Below are 20,253 nucleotides of genomic sequence, written 5' to 3'. Positions count from 1 at the left end.
ATCCCGCCTAGAGGTGGGCCAGCACCGTCTCGGCGCTGCTCGCCTCGACGCCCTTGGCGTCGATGCCGAGATACTCCACCACGCCGTCGTTGGCGATCAGGGCGAAGCGCTTGCAGCGAAGGCCCATGCCGCCGCTGGAGGCGTCCAGCTCCATGCCCAAGGCACGGGTGAACTCGGCGTTGCCGTCGGCCAGCATGGTCATGGCCTGGGCGTTCTGATCCTTCTGCCAGGCATCCATCACGAAGGCATCGTTCACCGCCAGGCAGGCGATGGCGTCTACGCCCTTGGCGGAGAGCTTGTCGGCATTGACCACGAAGCCCGGCATGTGGGTGTTGGAGCAGCCCGGCGTGAAGGCGCCGGGCACGGCGAAGAGCACCACCCGCCGGCCGGCGAAGAAGTCGCCGGTGGAGAGGTCTTCGGGGCCGTCGGGGCCGTTGGTCTTGAGGGTGATGTCGGGAATCTTGTCGCCCTTGGCAATCGTCATGGGGTGCTTCCTTGTCGTTAAGAACGGTCGTGAAGGTCGCGCGCGCGTCGCGCGCCGCGCGCCGCGGGTCTGCTCCGACAGTGTGGGGGGCCGGCCGGTGGTTCGCCAAGGGGAAGGCCCCCTTTCGTCATGCGCCCCTGCCTTGGGCACCCGGCAGTGCGAGCGGCACGTCCCGTCATCCGGGGCAGGCACCACCATGGTCGGCTCGCCTCGGGCGGCCCGATTCGTCATGCTGGAGGCGATCGCCGCCCGGAGTTCGACCATGTCGCATTCGCCCGCCTATCGCCTTGCCGCCACGGTGCTGCACGGCTTCGACGAATATCGCTCGCGCTTCAAGCAGATCACCGACGATGCCAGTCGGCGCTTTCGCGACGCGGCCTGGCGCGAGGCGCAGCAGGCCTCCGCGGAGCGCATCGATCTCTACGACGAGAAGGTCCAGGACACCCTGGTGCGCCTCAAGCGCACCCTCGACGACGAACAGTTGACCAACTGCGAGTGCTGGCAGGAGGCGCGCGGGCACTATGCCTCGCTGATCGATCAGCGGCTCGACTACGAGCTCGCCGAGACCTACTTCAACTCGATGTTCTGCTCGCTGTTCCACCATCGCCACATCCGCAACGACTGGATGTTCGTCTACAGCTCCCGGGAGCGGGCGGCGCACCACTCCGGCCTCGAACTGTGTCGCGTGCGGCGGGTGGGCGGCGACTGGGCGGCGGGCCTTCGCTGGGCGCTCGGCGAGGCGCGCTTCGAGACGCCCTTCGTCGACCTCTCCCGCGACGTCGAGCTCGGCAGCGAGGTGCTGCGGCGGCTGCTGCCGGCGGCCATCCTCGAGGACCCCGAGGCCGAGATCGAGCTGATCAAGAGCGTTTTTTATCGCAACAAGGGCGCCTACCTGGTCGGGCGGGTGCTGGGCGGCGGCGAGCAGGTGCCGCTGGTGCTGCCGGTGCTCCACCGCGAGGGCGTGGGGCTGCACCTGGATACGCTGCTGATCGAGCCCGAGGAGGTCTCGATCATCTTCTCCTTCACCCGCGCCTACTTCCAGGTCAAGGTGGTGGTGCCCAGCGAGTTCGTGCACTACCTCCAGGAGCTGATGCCCGACAAGCCCCAAGGCGAGCTGTATGCCGCCATCGGCTTCTACAAGCACGGCAAGACCGAGTTCTTCCGCGCCCTGAACCGCCAGGTGGCCCGGCGGGAGGATCAGTTCGTCATCGCCCCGGGAGTGCGGGGCATGGTCATGGCGGTGTTCGTGCTGCCCTCCTTTCGCACCGTGTTCAAGATCATCAAGGACCGTTTCGATCCGAGCAAGGAGATGACCGCCGAGAACGTCCGCGACAAGTATCGCCTGGTCAAGCGCCACGACCGGGTGGGACGCATGGCCGATACCCAGGAGTTCTCCAACTTCATCGCCCGCCAGGACCATTTCGATCCCGAGTGCCTGGCGCACCTGCTGGAGGTGGCCCCCTCCACGGTCTACCTGCGCGGCGACAAGGTGATCATCAAGCACTGCTATACCGAGCGCATGATGACCCCGCTCAACCTCTACCTGGAGGCCTGCGACGAGGCGGAGACCCGCGCGGTGCTCAAGGATTACGGCAACGCCATCAAGCAGATGGCCGCCGCCAACATCTTTCCCGGCGACATGCTGCTGAAGAACTTCGGGGTGACCCGCCACGGGCGCGTGATCTTCTACGACTACGATGAGATCAGCTACCTCACCGAGTGCCACTTCCGGCACATTCCCGAGCCTCTCTACCCCGAGCAGGAGCTGGCCGACGAGCCTTGGTACTCGGTGGGGCCCAATGATATTTTCCCCGAGGAGTTCGGCCCCTTCCTGTTCGCCGACGTGCGCCGGCGCAAGCTCTTCTACCAGCTGCACCCGGAGCTGTTCGACGCCGACTACTGGAAGGGGCTGCAGCAGGCGATCCTCGACGGCCGCGTGATCGACGTCTATCCCTATCGCAACAAGCGGCGCTTCGCCGGCGACGACGGCAACGGCCTGGTCTACTAGCCGGATCACCTGGCCAGCTCCAGGCCGGGTCGAGGCACGCTATGCTGAAGGCAACCGAGCCTGCCTCGCCACGCTATCAACTCCAAGGAGAGCGCCCATGCTGGACCTGATTTCCCACCCTGCGGAGCATGTCGTGGCGATGAAGGCGAGTGGCGTCGTCAAGGCCCAGGAGTTGCAGCACGCCATCGATGCTATCGAGGCTGCCAAGCGGGCCCATCCCCGGGTCAGCCTGGTGGTCGAGATCGACGGCCTTCGCTGGATGACCCTGACCGCCCTGCTGAAGGATGTCGGCTACGGCCTGACCCAGCTCGGCGACCTCGAGCACTACCACCGGGCCGCCGTCGTCACCGACCAGGAGTGGGTCAAGCACCTCGCCCATCTGGAGGAACGGCTGTTCAAGGCCGTGGAGATCCGCACCTTCTCCCAGCGCGAGCACGCCGAGGCCATGACCTGGGCCGCTGAACTGCCCAAGGGGGACCACGAGGACCCCGAGGAAGATGGCTATCACGGCGCCTGATCGTGCCTGACCTCCTGCCGAGCGCATGTCGCCTGAGTGATGGAGCCGCCGCCGGGGCACTGCCTGGTCGCACCGGGGGCCGGAGTGGTAGCGTCAGAAAGCGATTACGTTTGGAAAGCGGGTAGCTGGCGCCCGCACGGCGAGAGGTGGTGAATGGTCGAACAGCGACGCCCGCACCTGGTGGTGTTCACCGGGGCGGGGATCAGTGCCGAGAGCGGCATCCAGACCTTTCGCGCCAGCGATGGCCTGTGGGCCGACCATCCGATCGAGGAGGTCGCCACCCCCGAAGGCTGGCGGCGCGACCCCGCGCGGGTACTGCGCTTCTACGACCAGCGCCGCGACCAGGTGCGCCGGGCCCGCCCCAACGCCGCCCACAAGGCGCTGGCGAGCCTCGAGAAGCAGGGCTTCGCGGTCAGCATCATCACCCAGAACATCGACGACCTGCACGAGCGCGCCGGCTCGCGCCGAGTGCTGCACCTGCACGGCGAGATCCTCAAGGCGCGCTCCACGGTGGATGCGCGCATGCACTATCCGCTGCCCCGCGGTGGGATTCGCCTCGGCGACCTCTGCGACAAGGGCAGCCAGCTGCGCCCCGACGTGGTGTGGTTCGGCGAGAGCGTGCCGCACTTCATGGAGGCCTGCGAGACCGTGGCCCGGGCCGATCTGCTGCTGGTGGTGGGCACCTCGCTCGCGGTGATGCCGGCCGCGGCGCTGCTCGAGCACACGCCCCTGGATGTGCCCTGTGTGCTGGTCGACCCCGAGGCACGTGCCCTGGCGCCACCGGGCACGGCCGGAATCGAGCAGCCGGCCGGCAAGGGCGTGCCGGCTCTGGTGCGCCACTGGAAGCGTGAGCGGCGCCTGTGGCTGCCGGAGACCCTGCTGGGCGAGGCATGAGGCGGGCGGCATGCTAGAATGCCGCCCCCTTCGCCGTCGGGATCAGGCCAGCATGCAGGACGACACCCTCCAGGACACCGTCATCGAGCGCGACCCCGCCACCGGTCTCTCTTGTGACCCCGAGGCCGGTCTGTCCAGTGACCCCGAAGCCGGTCTCTCCAGTGACCCCGCTACCGGTCATCCGCGGCCGCCGCGGCGCGAGTTCAAGGCGCGCGGGAGCTTCGTGACGCGCTGCGAGGGCTGCAACCTGCCGGCGCTCAACTGCCTGTGTCCCTATCGGGTCGGCGCCCGGAGCGAGGCGAAGGTATGGCTGCTGACCCATCCGCTGGAGCACCACAAGCCCACCAACACCGGCCGGCTGATCGGCGACGTGCTGAGCGATACCGAGGTCTTCACCTGGTATCGCACGGCACCGGATGCGCGGCTGCTGGCGCTGCTCGACGACGAGCGCTTCGATCCCTTCGTGATCTTCCCCGACGACCAGCCCGACTATGCCGACCGCGTGGTGGGCATGGAGCGCGTCGCGGCCGGCAAGCGCACGGGTCGGGTGCCGGTCTTCATCATCCTCGACGGCACCTGGCGCCAGGCACGACGCATCTTCCGCAAGAGCCCCTACCTCGCGCGGCTGCCGGTGCTGCCGCTGGCCACCGAGCGGTTGACACGCTATCGGCTGCGCAAGCCGGCCTCGGCCGCCCACCTGTGCACCGCTGAGGTGGCCATCGAGCTACTGCGCCAGGCCGGCGACCGCGAGGCCGCAGAGGTGCTCGACGACACCTTCGACGCCTTCAACGACAGCTACGCCGCCAGCCGGCGCCACCACAAGCTCGAGGCGCCCACGCCGGCGATGCGGCGGCTGCTGGAGCGAGCCGGCCGCTAGGCGGGCCTCCCGCGCGCTGGTCCGGCGCCGGCCTCACTCCTGATGCTTGCTGAGGATCCAGTCGACCAGCTGTTTGGCCTCCTCCTCGCTCACCTCGGGGCGCTCCCCGGGCTCCGGCATGGTCGCCGACCCCCAGTGCTTCTCGCCACCCGTCATCACGACCTCGACCAGGTAGTCGTGCATCTCGCCATCCGCGTACTTGGCGGCGATGCTGTTGAAGCCCGGCGCCCGCGGGGTGTCGTCGTCCCGGGCGTGGCAGCTCAGGCACTGTTTCTCCTCGGCCAGCGCCATCGTATCGGCATGCATGTCCGCCGCCGCGGAGGCGGCGCCCAGCAGCAGGCCGCCAAGCGTCATGAATAGCACGGTCGTCTTCATCGTCTCGCCCCCCTGGATCGATCCTGATGCACCCGGGAGGGTGCATCGCGCAAGGCGACCTCGGAGCCGAGGGGCTTCGTGGCCGCTGCCTTGAACATAGGTCAGGGAGCCGGAGGGCGGTTTCTGCTTTTTCTCATGCACGGGCGGCCGACGCTCATGCCGGCTTGAGGTCTATGGCATGCGGGACCGCCGCCTCTCTCCTGCAGCCCGCCGCCGCGCCTTTCATACGGGCCCGCCGCCGCCCGATGGGGCGACGACGAGGGCGGGCGGTTCGGGCGGGGCGCAGAAGCGGATCAGCCGCCGAACAGCTTGCCGGCGATGCGAAAGCCGGCGATCCAGGTCCCGGCAGCGGAGCCGAGCGTGGCGGTGAGGAATACCAGCAGGGTGCGCGAGACCCGGTTGCGCCACCAGCCCTTGAGCTCGGTGACGTCGTGACGCAGGGTCGAGAAGTCCCGGACCTTGGGCTTGCGCAGCCACAGCTCGACGCCCGCGGCCACGAAGCCGGCGCCGATGGTGGGGTTGAGCGAGGTGAGCGGGGCGGCGACGAAGGTGGCCGCGACCGTGAGAGGATGCGCCAGGGCGACCAGGGTGGCGGCGCCGGAGAGCACGCCGTTGATCAGGAACCACTCCACGACCAGCTGCCAGCCGAGCTCGGTGTTGCGCGAGAAGCCGATGGCGAAGCCGGTCAGCACCAGCGCGGTGATCGCCCAGGGCAGCGCCTTCCACACCTTCGACGGCGGCGGCGTGGCCTCCAGGGCCTCGCGCTCCGGACGCGGCGCCTCGGGCAGCGGCTGCTCCAGCCGTTCGGCCATGCCCTTCATGTGGCCGGCGCCGATCACCACCAGCACGCGACGATAACGGCCGGGGGCGGCGTCTTCCGCCAGGCGTAGCACCATGTAGCGGTCGCGCTCGCTGATCAGCGGCTCGTAGAGCGAGGCCGATTCGGCGGCGAACTCGCTGAAGGTGGACTCCAGGACGTCGCCCTCCTTGAGCCGCTCGATCTCCTCGGCGGAGACCTGCTGGCGCGAGAGCACGCTGCCGAGCAGCCCCGAGAACAGCGAGAAGCGCTGCCACCAGGGCACGTTGTGGTAGATGCGCTTGAGGGTGATGCCCACGTCGCGATCGATCAGCAGCAGCGGCAGGTCGGCGTCGCGGCTCTCTTCGAGGGCGGCGCGCATCTCCGCGCCCGGCTCGATCCCCGACTGCTCGGCGACGCGCTGCTGGAAGGCGCCCAGCGCCAGGCTGGCGGCGACCATGCCGGCCTTGCCCTGGCGAAAGATCTGGAACAGGTCCTGCTCGCCCAGGGCATCGGGGTTGGTCAGGCTGTGGTGGCGCGAGTCGCACAGCTCGATGGCCACGGCATCGAACTCGCCGGAGCGGATCAGCGCGCGCACGTCCGCGGCGCTCTCGGCGGAGACGTGGGCGGTGCCCAGCAGGGTGTAGCGGGTCTCGCCCACCACGAGCTCCTGGCGCGGGCCGCTGGTGGTCGCGTCCTGCGGGGGAGTGATCACGGAGTCCTGGGAGTCGGTCATGGACGCTCGGGCTGTGGGAGTGGAGGCTCGATTATCCACGAAGCGCCGGGGCAGGCCAAACCCGCCGTGCTGCTTGCATGAGGTTTGCGACAAGCTCTTTCGCATTCCACGTCTGCAACATTGGGAAATGCTGATTTATGCCGCGAGCGATGAGAGGCTGGTCGCTGCCGGAGCGCAGCCACCGGAGTGTAGCTCGCTACATGAGGATGGCGAGCACCGCCGGCGGCCAGGATATCGAGCGCAGCAATAAATCAGGGCTTTCCCTACTTGCGCCAGAAAGCCGGGGTGAAGAGCACCAGCACGGTGAAGATCTCCAAGCGGCCGAGCAGCATCGCCACCACCAGGATCCACTTGGCCAGGCTCGGCAGGTCGCCGTAATGCGCGCTGGCCTCGCCCAGCGCCGGGCCGAGGTTGTTGAGCGCCGAGCCCACGGTGGACCAGGCGGTGACCTGGTCGACGCCGGTGGCCATCACGCCCACCAGCATCAGGAAGAACAGCATCACGTAGGCGGAGAAGAAGCCCCACACCGCCTGGGCGATGCCGTCGGGCACGCTGACCTTGCCGATCTTCACCGTGATCACCGCATTGGGGTGGATCAGGCGCATCACCTCGCGCATGCCCTGCTTGAGGATCAGGATGATGCGGATCACCTTCATGCCGCCGCCGGTGGAGCCGGAGCAGCCGCCGACGAAGGCCGCGACGAACAGCAGGAAGGGCAGGGCGCCCGGCCAGGTGGAGAAGTCCGCGACCGCGAAGCCGGCCGTGGTGGCCACCGAGACCACCTCGAACACCGCATGGCGAAGCCCCTGGGCGGTCGAGTAGATGTCGGTCAGCCACAGCGAGACCGCGGTGATCACCGTCAGGCCGCTCAGGAAGAGCATCAAGAAACGCGCCTCGGGATCCTGGAAGTAGTGGGTCAGGCTGCGCTGGCGCCAGGCCAGGAAATGCAGGCTGTAGCTGAAGGCCGAGATCAGCAGGAAGCCGGTGCAGATCATCTCGATGGCGGCGCTGTCGAAGTAGCCGATGCTGGCGTCGTAGGTCGAGAAGCCGCCGATCGCCACGGTGGAGAAGCTGTGCCCCAGGGCGTCGAACCAGTCCATGCCGGCGGCCATGTAGGCGAGCATGCAGGCGATGGTCAGGGAGGCGTAGATGTACCACAGCGCCTTGGCGGTCTCGGTGATGCGCGGGGTGAGCTTGGAGTCCTTGAGCGGCCCCGGGATCTCGGAGCGGTAGAGCGCCATGCCGCCGACCCCCAGGGTCGGCAGGATGGCCACGGCCAGCACCACGATCCCCATGCCGCCCAGCCACTGCAGCTGCTGGCGATAGTAGAGCAGCGCCTTGGGCAGGAACTCGATGCCGGTGATCACCGTGGCACCGGTGGTGGTCAGCCCCGAGAAGGACTCGAACACCGCATCGGTGGGCGACAGGGCCGTGTCGCCGGTGAGCATCAGCGGCAGCGAGCCGAACAGCCCCAGCACGCTCCAGAACAGCGCCGCGATCAAGAAGCCGTCGCGGGTGCGCAGTTCCTTGAGGGCACGGCGGTTGGGCAGGTACATCATCGCCCCGGTGGCCACGGTGATGCCGATGGCCACCGCGAAGGCCTCCCACATGCCGTCCTGGTACAGCAGCGAGATCAGGATGGGCGGCACCATGGTCAGGCTGAACATCATCAGCAGCAGGCCCAGGATGCGCAGGATCATGCGCAGGCTCATCGGGCGGCTCTCCTCGGGTCGCCAGGGGGTATGAGACAGGCCATCAGAAGAACGTCAGCCCGACCTGGAAGAGCCGCTCGACGTCGCGCAGCCGGCGCTTGTCGATCACGAACAGGATGACGTGGTCGCCGGACTCGACCACCACGTCGTCATGGGCGATCAGGACTTCCTTGCCGCGCACCACGGCGCCGATGGTGGTGCCCTGGGGCAGATCGATCTCGCCGATGGCGCGGCCCACCACCTTCGATGACTGGGTGTCGCCGTGGGCGATGGCCTCGATGGCCTCGGCGGCGCCGCGACGCAGCGAGTGGACGTTGACGATGTCGCCGCGGCGCACGTGGGTCAGCAGGCTGCCGATGGTCGCCTGCTGGGGGGAGATGGCGATGTCGATCTCGCCGCCCTGCACCAGGTCCACGTAGGCGGCGTTGTTGATCAGCGTCAGCACCTTCTTGGCGCCCATGCGCTTGGCCAGCATCGACGACATGATGTTGACCTCGTCGTCGTTGGTCAGGGCGCAGAAGATGTCGCAGTCCTCGATGTTCTCCTCCTCGAGCAGCCGCTTGGCGGTGGCGCTGCCGTGCAGCACCACGGTGCGGTCGAGGCGCTCGGAGAGCTGGGTGCAGCGATTGAGGTCGTGCTCGATGATCTTGACCTGGTGGCTGTGCTCCAGGTGTTCGGCGAGGCGTTCGCCGATGTTGCCGCCGCCGGCGATCATCACCCGGCGGAAGTCGCGGTCGAGGCGGCGCAGCTCGCTCATCACCGCACGGATGTCGCGGCGGGCGGCGATGAAGAAGACTTCGTCGTCGGCCTCGATCACGGTGTCGCCGCGGGGGATGATCGGCCGGTTGCGGCGGTAGATGGCCGCCACCCGGGTATCGACGCTGGGCATGTGGCGGCGCAGGAAGCCGAGCTCCTGGCCGACCAGCGGGCCGCCGTAGAAGGCCTTGACCGCCACCAGCTGCACCAGGCCGCTGGCGAACTCCAGCACCTGCAGGGCGCCGGGATGCTCGATCAGGCGGCGGATATGGTCGGTGACCACCTGCTCGGGACTGATCAGCACGTCGATCGGCACCGCGTCGTGGGCGAACAGCCCCTTGCGGGTGAGGTAGGCGGTGGCGCGCACCCGGGCGATCTTGGTCGGAGTGCGAAACAGCGTGTGCGCCACCTGACAGGCGATCATGTTGACCTCGTCGGAGTTGGTCACCGCGATCAGCATGTCGGCGTCCTCGCCACCGGCCTGGCGCAGCACCATCGGGTAGGAGCCGGCGCCGGAGACGGTGCGGATATCGAGGCGCGTGTGCAGTTCACGCAGGCGCTCGCCGTCGGTGTCCACCACCGTGATGTCGTTCTCTTCCCGGGCCAGGTGTTCGGCCAGGGTGCCGCCGACCTGGCCGGCGCCCAGAATGATGATCTTCATCGATGTGCTATCCGCTCTGGTCAGACCCGGGGGATCGAAAGCGGCGCACCGTGTGCGCCGCAGCATACCGAGGCAAGCCTAAATCAGCCGTCGGCAGAAGAACAGGTCGCGCCCCGCTTCAATCCAGGGTGAAACCGACCTTGATGGTGACCTGCCAGTGGACGACCCGCGCATGCTCGATGTGCCCGCGGGTCTCCATGACCTCGAACCAGCGCATGCCGTGCAGGCTCTCCGAGGCCTTGGTCAGGGCGTTCTGGATGGCGCTTTCGATGTCCTTCTCCGAGGACCCCGTCAGCTCGATATGCTTGTAGATATGATGGCTCATGCGGCCTCCTGTCTGGCGTATCGGGCGCCCCGCCGGTCAGCCGGGACGCTTCCCCAGTCTGGCATAGAAGAAGCCGTCATGGCTGTCGGGCTCGGGCAGCAGCTGGCGGCCGGCGCCCGAGGCGCGGCCCCAGCCCAGGTCGCTCGGCATGGTGACCTCGGCGTCGGGGGTGCGCGCCAGGAAGGCGTCGATCTGCTCGGCGTTCTCCGCCGGCAGCACCGAGCAGGTGGCGTAGAGCAGGGTGCCGCCCGGGGCCAGCAGCGGCCAGAGGTTGTCGAGCAGGCGGGCCTGCAGCTCGGCCAGCTTGGTGATGTCCGAGGGGCGACGCAGCCGCTTGATGTCCGGGTGGCGGCGGATCACGCCGCTGCCGGAGCAGGGCGCGTCGAGCAGGATGGCGTCGAAGGGCGTGCCGTCCCACCAGTCGCGCGCGGTGGCATCGCCCGCCGCCAGGGTCGCCTCGAGGCCCAGCCGGGAGAGGGTGTCCTCGACCCGGGCCAGGCGCACGTCGTCGCTGTCGATGGCCTGCAGGTCGAGGTCGTAGAGCTCCAGCAGGTGGGCGGTCTTGCCGCCCGGGGCGCAGCAGGCATCCAGCACCCGGGCGCCGGGGCGCGGGGCGAGCGACGGGCCGAGCAGTACGGCGGCCAGCTGGGCCGCCTCGTCCTGGACGCTGACGTGGCCCTCGGCGAAGCCGGGCAGCGTCTCGACGTCGCGCGGCGTCTCGAGGATCAGGCCATCCGGGGCATGCAGGCAGAGGCGCGCCTGGATGCCGGCGCCGTCGAGGCGGTCCAGGTACATCTCCCGATCGCCGTGGCGACGGTTGACCCGCAGCGTCATGGGGCCGGCCAGGTTGTTGGCCTCGCAGATCGCCTGCCAGTCGTTCGGCCAGGCCTGGCGCAGGGTCTTGAGCCACCACTTGGGGTGCAGCAGGGCCACGGCCGGGTCGCGGTCCACCTCGGCCTGGAGCTCGGCGCTCTCGCGCTGCAGGCGTCGCAGGCAGCCGTTCAGCACCCGGGTGGCCCACTCCTTGCCGAGCAGGCGCGCGGCGCCGGCGGTCTCGCCCACGGCGGCATGCACCGGGATGCGCAGGTAGAGCTGCTGGTAGATGCCGAGCAGCAGCAGCGCCTGGACATCGGCGTCACGGGCCTTGAACGGCTTGGCCAGCAGCGTGTTGGCCAGCGCCTCGAGCCTCGGCAGGGTGCGGCAGGTGCCGTAGCAGAGTGCCTTGAACAGGGCGCGGTCCCGGGCGACCACCTGGTGGTCGTCGAGGCCGGTGAGCGAGCCCTTGCTGGTGATCACCGGGGCGAGGGCGCGGGCGGCGGCGGCGCGGACGGCCAGGCCGTTGTCGCGGCGGCTCTCCCGGCCGTGGGGGGCGTGCGTCTGCTGGCTCATGCCGGGCTCTCCTCGTCGTGGTGGCCCAGTCGGGTGCCGGGGGGGAATCGCTCGGCGCGGGCCTTGAGCAGCTCGCGCACCGCCATGGCCTTGCCACCGGGGAGCTGGGCGCGGCTCACCGCCAGCACCTGATCGCCATCCTCGCCGCAGGCGATGCGCAGTTCGTCGGCCGAGGGCGCGAGCAGGGTGCCGGGGCGGGCCGGAGTGGCGTCCGGCGCCGGGGGCTCGCCGTGGGCCATCAGCAGGCGCAGGCGGTCGTCGTCCAGCGCGCACCAGGCCACCGGCCAGGGATTGAAGGCGCGGATCCGTGCGGCCAGCTCCTCGGCCGGGCGGCAAAAGTCGAGCTCCGCCTCGGCCTTGGAGAGCTTGGCGGCGTAGGTGACGCCCTCCTCGGGCTGGGGCGTGGCGGCGAGTCCCTCGCCGGCCAGCGCCTCCAGGGCCTCGACCAGTGCCTCGCCGCCGAGGCTCGCCAGGGTGTCGTGGAGCTCGCCGCCGGTGGTGGTGGCGGTGATCGGCGTGCGCTTGATCAGCAGCATGTCGCCGGTATCCAGGCCGGCGTCCATCTGCATGATGGTCACGCCGCTCTCGTCATCGCCGGCCTCGATGGCCCGCTGGATGGGCGCGGCCCCGCGCCAGCGGGGCAGCAGCGAGGCGTGCACGTTGAGACAGCCCTGCGGGGGGATGTCGAGCACGGCCTGGGGCAGGATGAGGCCGTAGGCCACCACCACCACGATGTCGGCCTCGAGGGCCGCCAGTTCGGCCTGCGCCTCGGGAGCCTTGAGGGTCGCGGGCTGATGGACCGGCAGGTCGTGATGCAGCGCCAGCGCCTTGACCGGGCTCGGGGTCAGCTTGCGGCCGCGGCCCGCGGGACGGTCAGGCTGGGTATAGACGGCGACGACGTCATGACGGCTCGCCAGCAGCGCCGACAGGCTCTCGGCGGCGAAGTCGGGGGTGCCGGCGAAGATGACGCGCAGGGGTCGGGACATGTTGAGGGCCTTGCCAGTGGGCGATGGTCCTCATGATAACGGAGGCGACCGGAAACGACGAAGGCCGACGTGCAAACGTCGGCCTTCGAGGGCGTCTGGACAGTGCCGGGCGGCCCCGGGGTCAGGCGGGTTGCAGCTGCTTGTGGCGCTTCTGCATCTTCTTCATCACCCGGTCGCGCTTGAGCGGCGAGAGGTAGTCGACGAAGAGCACCCCCTCCAGGTGATCGTACTCGTGCTGGATGCAGTGGGCGAGCAGCCCCTCGGCCTCGAGCTCGTAGGGCTGGCCGTCACGGTCCAGGGCCTTCAGGTGCACCTTCAGGGCGCGCGGGACCTCGGCGTAGTACTCGGGGATCGACAGGCACCCCTCCTGCATCGGGTCGCGCTCGTCGCCGATGGGCGTGTACTCGGGGTTGATGAGCACCAGCGGGCTCGAGCGGTCGTCGCTGACGTCCATGACGATGACCCGGCGGTGGACGTCCACCTGGGTCGCGGCGAGTCCGATGCCGCTGGCGTCGTACATGGTCTCGAGCATGTCGTCGACCAGGCGGCGCACCTCGTCGTCGACCGTCTCGACCGGCGTGGCCACGGTGCGCAGCCGCTCGTCGGGAAATTCGAGGATGGGTAATTTGGCCATGGCGTTGGAATCACCGTTATGCTGTCATTTACAAGATGACACTATTCTAGAAGGGCGCGATCAGCGGCGACACCGTCGAACGTGCATCACATCGAAAGCCTATGACTATAACACGTCGCCATCGTTCCATGGGCGACAGGCGTGGGGCCAGCAACCCGGGGAGAGCAGGGATGAAACAGACAGGATGCGCAGTGCGCTGGTGTCGGCGCCTGAAGGTGGGGTTCGGCGTCGTGCTGGTGGGCGGAATGCTCGGGCTGCCCCTGGTCCAGGCGCAGGGGCTCTCCTGGGACGACGGCCTGAGGGGCGATGCCCCGGATCGCTACACCGTGGTGAAGGGCGACACCCTGTGGGACATCTCCGGTCGCTTCCTGCGCCACCCCTGGCAGTGGCCCGAGGTCTGGCAGGTCAACCCGCAGATCGAGAACCCCCACCTGATCTATCCCGGCGACATCGTCTACCTCTATGACTGCAACGGCCGGCCCTGCCTCGGCCTGGAGCGCGGCCAGGGCGTGGTGCGGCTGTCGCCGAAGGTGCGCACCTCGTCGCACCGCGAGGCCATCGAGCCGATCCCGCTGGACGCCGTGCGCCACTTCCTGCGCGATCATCGCGTGATCGAGGACCCGGAGGCGCTGGACGAGCTGGCCTACGTGGTCGCCGGGGACGACGGCCGGCTGGTCAGCGGCCGCGGCGATCGCCTCTACGCCCGCGGTCGCGTCGAGGGCGGCGGGCGCGTCGGCCTCTACCGGGTCGGCGAGCAGTACGTCGACAGCGCCACCGGCGAGTCGCTGGGCCTCGAGCTCGAGAGCGTCGGCGAGGCGCGCCGGCTGCGCCAGGAGGACGACATCGTGGTGATGGAGGTGACCGCCTCCCGCCAGGAGGTCCGCGACGACGACATCGCGCTGCCCCTCGAGGATCGCCGCCTGGTGACCGAGTTCTTCCCCCGGGCGCCGGACCACGAGATCGATGGCCGTATCCTGGCGGTGCCGGGCGGCGTGCGCTTCATCGGGCCGCTGCAGGTGGTGGCACTCGATCGCGGTCGCCGCGACGGCCTGGAAACCGGGCACGTGCTGAGGGTCGAGCGGCAGGGCGAGCTGGTCGATGACCCGCGCACCGGCGAGCCGCTGCGCCTGCCCGGCGAGGATGCCGGCCTGGTGATGGTCTTCCGGCCCTACGAGAAGATGAGCTATGGGCTGGTGATGGAGGCCAACCGCACGCTCTCGGTGGGCGATCGCATCCACAGCCCCGAGCGCCGGCTGGACACGGCGCGGCGCTAGGGGCGGCGGCCGCGTTGCGGCCCTGACGCACCGTGCAGGCTCACGAGATGCAGTCGCGCGAGTGGCGCGCCCTGGCCCGGCTGCCCGGCATCGGGTCGCGGCGGCTCGGCGAGCTGCTGGCGGCGCGTCCCGACTGGCCGGCGGGCGTGCTGGCCGCGCTGCCGCGGGAGGCCGCCACGGCCCTGCGGCTGTGGCTCGATCATCCCGCGCGCAGTCCCCTCACCGCCGAACTCGACGCCGACGAGGCCTGGCTCGCCGCCGGGCCCGCCCGGCACCTGCTCCATCCGGGCCACCCTCGCTGGCCGAGACTGCTCGACCAGATCGCCGATCCGCCGCCGGTGCTCTGGGCGATGGGCGATCTCGCCGCGCTCACGCCGCCGCGACTCGCCGTGGTCGGCTCGCGGCGTTCCACCCGCGAGGGGCTCACCAACGCCGCCGGCTTCGCCAGGGAACTCGCCGGACGCGGCTGGTGCGTGGTCAGCGGCATGGCACTGGGCATCGATGCCGCCGCCCAGCAGGCCGCCCTGGAGGCCGGCGGCACCAGCATCGCGGTGCTCGGCTGCGGCGTCGACGTGGTCTACCCGCCGCGTCATCACCGCCTGCATCGGCGGCTGCAGGAGACCGGCGGGCTGCTGCTCTCCGAGCATCCCCCCGGTACCCGGGCGCGGGCCGGCTTCTTCCCGCGGCGCAATCGCATCGTCACCGGGCTCTCGCTCGGGGTGCTGGTGGTCGAGGCCGCCGAGAAGAGCGGCTCGCTGGTCAGCGCCCGCCTGGCCCTGGAGCAGAACCGCGAGGTCTTCGCCCTGCCCGGCTCCATCCACAACCCCATGGCGCGGGGCTGCCTGCAGCTGATCCGCGACGGCGCCGTGCTGGTGCGCCAGGTCGATGACATCCTCGCCGAGCTGACTCATTGGGCCATGGAGAATGCCATCGAGGGTGCCACGGGGAATGCCATGGAGGGCGCCGCCGACCCCGCCGCATCGTCCGACCCGCTCGAATCCGGGGAGGACTCGCTGCTGCGCTGGCTGAGCGATACCCCTACCCCCGTGGATGCTCTGGTCTCGCTGACCGGCCGCGGCGTCGCCGACTGCCAGCGCGGCCTGCTGGAACTCGAGCTCGAGGGCGTCGCGACCCAGGCCGCGGGCGGCTGGGTGCGCCTGCCGACCCGCTCGGGAGCGTGATAGCATACGCCTTCCCGGATGCCGCCTCGCGGCATCGAACGCCGAGCCGAGGAGACCGATGAACGACGCCAGCGCGCTTGCCGATGCCGTCGCCGCCCTGAAGGCCGGCGGCGTGATCGCCTACCCCACCGAGGCCGTCTGGGGCCTTGGCTGTGATCCCGACGACGCGGCGGCGCTTGAGCGCCTGCTGCGCCTCAAGGCGCGCGAACCGGCCAAGGGCGTGATCCTGGTGGCCGCGAGCATCGCGCAGTTCGCCCCTTGGCTCGAGGGACTGGCGGCGGCGCAGCGCGCGACGCTTGCGGCGAGCTGGCCGGGGCCCACGACCTGGCTGGTGCCCGACAACGGCCGGGCCCACGCCCTGGTGCGCGGCGACCATGATCGCGTGGCGCTGCGCGTCAGCGACCATCCGGGGGTCATCGCCCTGTGCGAGGCCGTCGGCGGCCCGGTGGTCTCGACCTCGGCCAACCGCGCCGGTGAGGCGCCGGCGATGAGCGCCGACGAGATCCGCCGTGTCTTCGGCGACGAGCTCGATGCCGTCCTCGAGGGTGCGCTCGGCGGTCTCGAGCGTCCCAGCACCATCCGCGACCTGGTGACCGGCCGGGTCCTGCGTTCCTGAACCATCCCCGATTTACCCCCTGGAGGCACCGTTGGCCCACGCCCATCTCGATGACGTCAAGACCTACCTGCTCGACCTGCAGGATCGCCTCTGCACGGCCCTGGCCGCCGAGGATGGCGGCAGCTTCCGCGAGGATAGCTGGCAGCGCGAGGAGGGCGGCGGCGGCCGCTCCCGGGTGATCGAGCAGGGCCGACTCTTCGAGAAGGGCGGCGTCAACTTTTCCCACGTGTTCGGCACGCGCCTGCCGCCCTCGGCCACCGCGGCGCGCCCGGAGCTCGTCGGGCGCAGCTTCCACGCGGTAGGGGTCTCCTGGGTGCTGCACCCGGAGAACCCCCACGTGCCGACCAGCCACGGCAACGTGCGCTTCTTCATCGCCGAGAAGGAGGGCGAGGCGCCGGTGTGGTGGTTCGGCGGCGGCTACGACCTGACCCCCTACTACCCGGTGTTCGAGGACGTGGTGCACTGGCACCGCGTGGCTCGCGACGCCTGTGCGCCCTTCGGCGAGGCGGTCTATCCGCGCTACAAGGCGTGGTGCGACGACTACTTCACCCTGAAGCATCGCGACGAGACGCGCGGGGTCGGCGGGCTCTTCTTCGACGACCTCAACGAGGAGGGCTTCGAGGCGAGCTTCGCCTTTCAGCGCGCCGTCGGCGACAGCTTCCTCGACGCCTACCTGCCCATCGTTCGGCGGCGTCGCGACACGCCCTTCGGCGAGCGCGAGCGCGACTTCCAGCTCTATCGCCGCGGCCGCTACGTGGAGTTCAACCTGGTGTGGGACCGCGGCACGCTGTTCGGCCTGCAGAGCGGCGGTCGCACCGAGTCGATCCTGATGTCGATGCCGCCGCTGGCGCGCTGGATCTACGACTGGCGCCCGGAGCCGGACAGTCCCGAGGCGGCGCTCGACGATTATCTACAGCCCCGTGACTGGCTGGGCGAGGCCGCCCGCGAGGAGACCCCATGATCGATCGCTACTGCGTCTTCGGCCACCCGGTCGGCCATTCGAAGTCGCCGGCCATCCACCAGGCCTTCGCCGAGCAGACCGGCGAGCGCCTGGCGTACACCGCCATCGAGGCGCCCCTGGACGACTTCGCCGGCGCCTGGCGCGCCTTTGTCGCCGAGGGCGGGCGCGGGGCCAACGTCACCGTGCCCTTCAAGGAGGAGGCCTTCACGCTCTGCGACACCCTGAGCGAGCGCGCCCGACGCGCGGGCGCGGTCAACACCCTGATCCTCGGCGGCAATGGGCTGACGTATGGTGACACCACCGACGGCGTCGGCCTGGTGCGCGACCTCAAGCGTCACGGGGTGCGTCTCGCCGGGGCGCGGATCCTGGTGCTGGGCGCCGGCGGCGCGGTGCGCGGGGTGCTGGAGCCGCTGCTGGCCGAGGCGCCGGCAAGCGTGCGGATCGCCAACCGCACCGCGGTCAAGGCCGCGGCCCTGGCGGAGGACTTCGGCGACCTGGGGCCGATCGTCGGCGGCGGCTTTGACGCGGTGGAAGGTCCCTTCGATCTGGTGATCAACGGCACCAGTGCGAGCCTCGGCGGCGACCTGCCGCCGCTGCCCGATGCCGTCTTCGCCGCCGGGGCGACGGCTCACGACATGATGTATGGCGCCGCGCCCACGGTATTCCTGCGCTGGGCCAGCGAGCGCGGGGCGCGCCCCGTCGACGGCCTGGGCATGCTGGTGGAGCAGGCCGCCGAGTCGTTCTTCCAGTGGCGCGGCAAGCGCCCCGACACCGCTCCGGTGCTCGAGGCGCTGCGCCGGGCGCTCTGAGCGCCGGGCGGCGCCCTTGGCGGCGTTTCACGTAGAGCCCTCAGCGGCTTTTATGAAGCGCCCTCAGCGCTTCTTGACGTACAGCCCCACCATGCACATCGCCATGCCGGCCACCGAGAGCAGCATGCCGCCATTGACCAGCCAGGGATGGCGGTCGACCCAGGGTACGAAGGGCTGGGCGGTCTCGCGGCAGACGCCAGCGCGGTAGTCCCAGTGCCCCTCCTGGAGCAGCAGGCAGTCCCGAACGTCCCCCAGTTCGAGGAAGTAGACGCCCATCAACACCAGGATGGGCAGTATCAGCAACAGCAGTCCGATCTTCAGCATGGGGGTCGCGCGTTCCTTCAGGGTCGTGGGCAGTTGGGGGTGCGGCCGGCCTGGCGGGCCTGCTCGTAGCGTGACATGGCCTCGCCCAGGCCCGCTTCCAGGCCGCCGATGCGCTGGCCGTGGCTCGGGTGGGTGGAGAGCCAGGTCGGCGGGCTGGCGCCGCCGGCCTGGCTCATGTTGTTCCACAGCGCGACGCTCTCCCGCGGGTCGAAGCCGGCATCGGCCATCAGCGTCAGGCCTAGGGTATCGGCCTCGCTTTCATGACGCCGCGAGAAGGGCAGCAGGATGCCGTACTGGGCGCCCATGCCCAGCGCCGCCATCATGGTCTCGCCGCCGGCGCCCTGCAGGCCGGCTGCCGACGAGATCGCCGACAGGCCGATCTGGGTGGCGGTCTCGGTGGAGGCGCGCTCGTTGGCGTGGCGGGCCAGCACGTGGGCGATCTCGTGGCCGATGACCGTGGCCAGCTGGTCCTGGTTGCGGGCCACGTCGAGCAGGCCGGTATTGATGCCCACGTAGCCGCCGGGCAGCGCGAAGGCGTTGGCCTGCTCGGAGGCGAAGACCTTGACCTGCCAGTTCTGGTTGCGCTCCCGCTCGGGCAAGGCGCGGACCACGGCCTCGGTGACGCACTGCACGTAGCGCAGTGGGGCGCCGCCCACCGTCGGCAGCTCCTGCTGGTACTGGGCGAAGGCCTGGGCGCCCATCTGATCGAGCTGCTCGTCGGAGAGCAGCGTGAGCTGCGAGCGGCCGGTGGGCGAGGTGGTGCAGGCGGCGAGGCTGACGCTCAGGGCGCCAACGGCAAGCAAATGGGTCCAGCGCATGATGGGCTCCTGTGGTGTCCAGCTCACTGTGACGCTGGACGAGGCGTCGAAGTTCGCCACAAGATACCCCGACCATCGGTCAGGTCAACCGGAACGGAACACACCGCGCCTTGCACAGAGGGAGGAACCATCATGGACGCCGAGCTCTCGCGTCGCCTGCTCACGCTGCTCGACCACCTAGAGCCCTGGCTGCCACCGCCGCCCCAGGAGGTCGACTGGGCGCGTGACGTCGCCGCGCTCTGGCAGCGCCATGCCCTCGGCGGCCGGCTGCTGCCGGTGCCGCCACGGGACGCCCTGGGGCTCGACGACCTGCTGGGCATCGAGCGCCAGAAGCTCGCGCTGGTCGACAACACCCGCGCCTTCCTGCAGGGGTTGCCGGCCAACCACGCCCTGCTGTGGGGCTCGCGGGGCAGCGGCAAGTCGTCGCTGATCCGCGCCCTGCTGAACGGCCTTGCCGACGAGGGGCTGCGCCTGGTGCAGGTCGATCGTCACGACCTCGCGGCGCTGCCGACCTTGGTGGAGCAGTTGCGCCGCGAGCCCCAGCGCTTCGTGGTCTACTGCGACGACCTCTCCTTCGAGGGTCACGACGACGCCTACAAGGCGCTGAAGAGCGTGCTCGACGGCGCCCTGACCGGGCCGCCGCCCAACGTGCTGCTCTATGCCACCTCCAACCGTCGCCACCTGCTGCCGGAGTCGATGGGCGACAACGACGCCTCGCGCCTGGTGGGCGACGAGCTGCATCACGGCGATGCCGTCGAGGAGAAGATCTCGCTCTCCGACCGCTTCGGGCTGTGGCTGGGCTTTCACCCCTTCAATCAGGATGTCTACCTGGAGGCCTGCTGTCACTGGGTCACCCAGCTGGGCGGCCGCGAGGACTGGAACGCCGACGCCCGGGCCGAGGCGATCCGCTTCGCCACCCTGCGTGGCGGGCGCAGTGGCCGGGGCGCCTGGCAGTTCGCCACCCAGTGGGTGGGGCGCCGGCGTCTGCACGGGGCGTAGCACTGCCGCAAGGGAGCTGTGCCGCAGACAGGACTCCGAGGGGGCGCTGTGAACCCCTCCCTGGGCGCTACCGACGCCATCCCTGGCGTAGGACCCCCTCTGCGACCTGTCTCCGGCGCTC

The 20,253-nt window shown here is 69.9% G+C and carries 21 protein-coding genes; 10 read left to right on the top strand and 11 right to left on the bottom strand.

All coding sequences use genetic code 11. The annotated features are described in order from the left end of the window. Positions 1-7 precede the first annotated feature (7 nt). Positions 8-484 (bottom strand): peroxiredoxin, encoded by a 477-nt coding sequence (locus ACGTNG_RS03075; protein ID WP_394575407.1) that lies wholly within the window; start codon positions 482-484, stop codon positions 8-10. A gap of 262 nt (positions 485-746) precedes the next feature. Between ACGTNG_RS03075 and aceK the strand changes: the two genes are divergently transcribed. The 4 genes from aceK to ACGTNG_RS03055 all read left to right on the top strand — a co-directional run bounded on the left by aceK (position 747) and on the right by ACGTNG_RS03055 (position 4,780). Beyond that, a complete protein-coding gene (gene aceK, locus ACGTNG_RS03070; protein ID WP_394575406.1) occupies positions 747-2,492 on the top strand; it encodes a bifunctional isocitrate dehydrogenase kinase/phosphatase in 1,746 nt (581 codons plus the stop codon). A gap of 97 nt (positions 2,493-2,589) precedes the next feature. Continuing rightward, the gene (locus tag ACGTNG_RS03065; protein WP_394575405.1) at positions 2,590-3,009 is read left to right on the top strand and encodes a SpoIIAA family protein; all 420 of its coding nucleotides are present in this window, start codon (positions 2,590-2,592) and stop codon (positions 3,007-3,009) included. A 153-nt stretch (positions 3,010-3,162) separates the two neighbouring features. Further along, positions 3,163-3,903, top strand: a complete 741-nt coding sequence (locus ACGTNG_RS03060; RefSeq protein WP_394575404.1) for an SIR2 family NAD-dependent protein deacylase — start codon at positions 3,163-3,165, stop codon at positions 3,901-3,903. Positions 3,904-3,955: 52 nt separating this feature from the next. Further along, entirely contained in the window at positions 3,956-4,780 is an 825-nt protein-coding gene (locus ACGTNG_RS03055; RefSeq protein ID WP_394575403.1) for a DTW domain-containing protein, read from the top strand. Between the two features lie 33 nt (positions 4,781-4,813). Here ACGTNG_RS03055 and ACGTNG_RS03050 read toward each other — a convergent pair whose 3' ends face one another. The 8 genes from ACGTNG_RS03050 to def all read right to left on the bottom strand — a co-directional run bounded on the left by ACGTNG_RS03050 (position 4,814) and on the right by def (position 13,150). Then, positions 4,814-5,155, bottom strand: coding sequence for a c-type cytochrome (locus ACGTNG_RS03050; RefSeq protein ID WP_394575402.1), 342 nt, complete (start codon positions 5,153-5,155; stop codon positions 4,814-4,816). Between the two features lie 293 nt (positions 5,156-5,448). Then, a complete protein-coding gene (locus ACGTNG_RS03045; RefSeq protein ID WP_394575401.1) occupies positions 5,449-6,687 on the bottom strand; it encodes a TraB/GumN family protein in 1,239 nt (412 codons plus the stop codon). Positions 6,688-6,950: 263 nt separating this feature from the next. Further along, the gene (locus ACGTNG_RS03040) at positions 6,951-8,399 is read right to left on the bottom strand and encodes a TrkH family potassium uptake protein (RefSeq protein ID WP_394575400.1); all 1,449 of its coding nucleotides are present in this window, start codon (positions 8,397-8,399) and stop codon (positions 6,951-6,953) included. 43 nt (positions 8,400-8,442) lie between these two features. Beyond that, positions 8,443-9,816, bottom strand: a complete 1,374-nt coding sequence (gene trkA, locus ACGTNG_RS03035) for a Trk system potassium transporter TrkA (RefSeq protein ID WP_108445421.1) — start codon at positions 9,814-9,816, stop codon at positions 8,443-8,445. 118 nt (positions 9,817-9,934) lie between these two features. After that, entirely contained in the window at positions 9,935-10,141 is a 207-nt protein-coding gene (locus ACGTNG_RS03030; RefSeq protein ID WP_138181745.1) for a dodecin, read from the bottom strand. A gap of 36 nt (positions 10,142-10,177) precedes the next feature. Then, positions 10,178-11,530, bottom strand: a complete 1,353-nt coding sequence (gene rsmB, locus ACGTNG_RS03025; protein WP_394575399.1) for a 16S rRNA (cytosine(967)-C(5))-methyltransferase RsmB — start codon at positions 11,528-11,530, stop codon at positions 10,178-10,180. Next, positions 11,527-12,516, bottom strand: a complete 990-nt coding sequence (fmt, locus tag ACGTNG_RS03020; RefSeq protein ID WP_394575397.1) for a methionyl-tRNA formyltransferase — start codon at positions 12,514-12,516, stop codon at positions 11,527-11,529. The genes rsmB and fmt overlap by 4 nt, the downstream gene beginning before the upstream one ends. A 121-nt stretch (positions 12,517-12,637) precedes the next feature. Beyond that, positions 12,638-13,150 (bottom strand): peptide deformylase, encoded by a 513-nt coding sequence (gene def, locus ACGTNG_RS03015; protein ID WP_394575396.1) that lies wholly within the window; start codon positions 13,148-13,150, stop codon positions 12,638-12,640. 170 nt (positions 13,151-13,320) lie between these two features. On the opposite strand from def, the gene ACGTNG_RS03010 reads away from it, so the two are divergent. The 5 genes from ACGTNG_RS03010 to aroE are packed head-to-tail and all read left to right on the top strand — an operon-like array spanning position 13,321 to position 17,991. Further along, the gene (locus tag ACGTNG_RS03010) at positions 13,321-14,424 is read left to right on the top strand and encodes a LysM peptidoglycan-binding domain-containing protein (protein WP_394575395.1); all 1,104 of its coding nucleotides are present in this window, start codon (positions 13,321-13,323) and stop codon (positions 14,422-14,424) included. A gap of 47 nt (positions 14,425-14,471) precedes the next feature. Continuing rightward, the gene (gene dprA / locus ACGTNG_RS03005) at positions 14,472-15,605 is read left to right on the top strand and encodes a DNA-processing protein DprA (protein WP_394575394.1); all 1,134 of its coding nucleotides are present in this window, start codon (positions 14,472-14,474) and stop codon (positions 15,603-15,605) included. Positions 15,606-15,663: 58 nt separating this feature from the next. Beyond that, a complete protein-coding gene (gene tsaC / locus ACGTNG_RS03000) occupies positions 15,664-16,221 on the top strand; it encodes an L-threonylcarbamoyladenylate synthase type 1 TsaC (RefSeq protein ID WP_394575391.1) in 558 nt (185 codons plus the stop codon). 31 nt (positions 16,222-16,252) lie between these two features. Further along, complete coding sequence (gene hemF, locus ACGTNG_RS02995; RefSeq protein WP_394575389.1) at positions 16,253-17,182, top strand: oxygen-dependent coproporphyrinogen oxidase; 930 nt, start codon at positions 16,253-16,255, stop codon at positions 17,180-17,182. Beyond that, positions 17,179-17,991, top strand: a complete 813-nt coding sequence (gene aroE, locus ACGTNG_RS02990) for a shikimate dehydrogenase (protein WP_394575388.1) — start codon at positions 17,179-17,181, stop codon at positions 17,989-17,991. The genes hemF and aroE overlap by 4 nt, the downstream gene beginning before the upstream one ends. A 63-nt stretch (positions 17,992-18,054) precedes the next feature. Here aroE and ACGTNG_RS02985 read toward each other — a convergent pair whose 3' ends face one another. Together ACGTNG_RS02985 and ACGTNG_RS02980 are read right to left on the bottom strand one after the other, a co-directional pair. Then, complete coding sequence (locus ACGTNG_RS02985; protein ID WP_394575387.1) at positions 18,055-18,315, bottom strand: hypothetical protein; 261 nt, start codon at positions 18,313-18,315, stop codon at positions 18,055-18,057. Positions 18,316-18,332: 17 nt separating this feature from the next. Next, positions 18,333-19,133, bottom strand: coding sequence for a M48 family metallopeptidase (locus tag ACGTNG_RS02980; RefSeq protein WP_394575386.1), 801 nt, complete (start codon positions 19,131-19,133; stop codon positions 18,333-18,335). 132 nt (positions 19,134-19,265) lie between these two features. Here ACGTNG_RS02980 and ACGTNG_RS02975 point away from each other — a divergent pair, with 132 nt between their 5' ends. Beyond that, positions 19,266-20,132 carry an ATP-binding protein gene (locus ACGTNG_RS02975; RefSeq protein ID WP_394575385.1) on the top strand — a complete coding sequence of 289 codons (867 nt, stop codon included), beginning with the start codon at positions 19,266-19,268 and terminating at the stop codon, positions 20,130-20,132. Positions 20,133-20,253 lie beyond the last annotated feature (121 nt).

The sequence above is a fragment of the Halomonas sp. B23F22_3 genome (genome assembly GCF_043496965.1).
Classification (GTDB): domain Bacteria; phylum Pseudomonadota; class Gammaproteobacteria; order Pseudomonadales; family Halomonadaceae; genus Halomonas.
The sequence above is the reverse complement of the archived record's forward strand: the minus strand, read 5'-3'. Positions and strand labels throughout refer to the sequence as shown.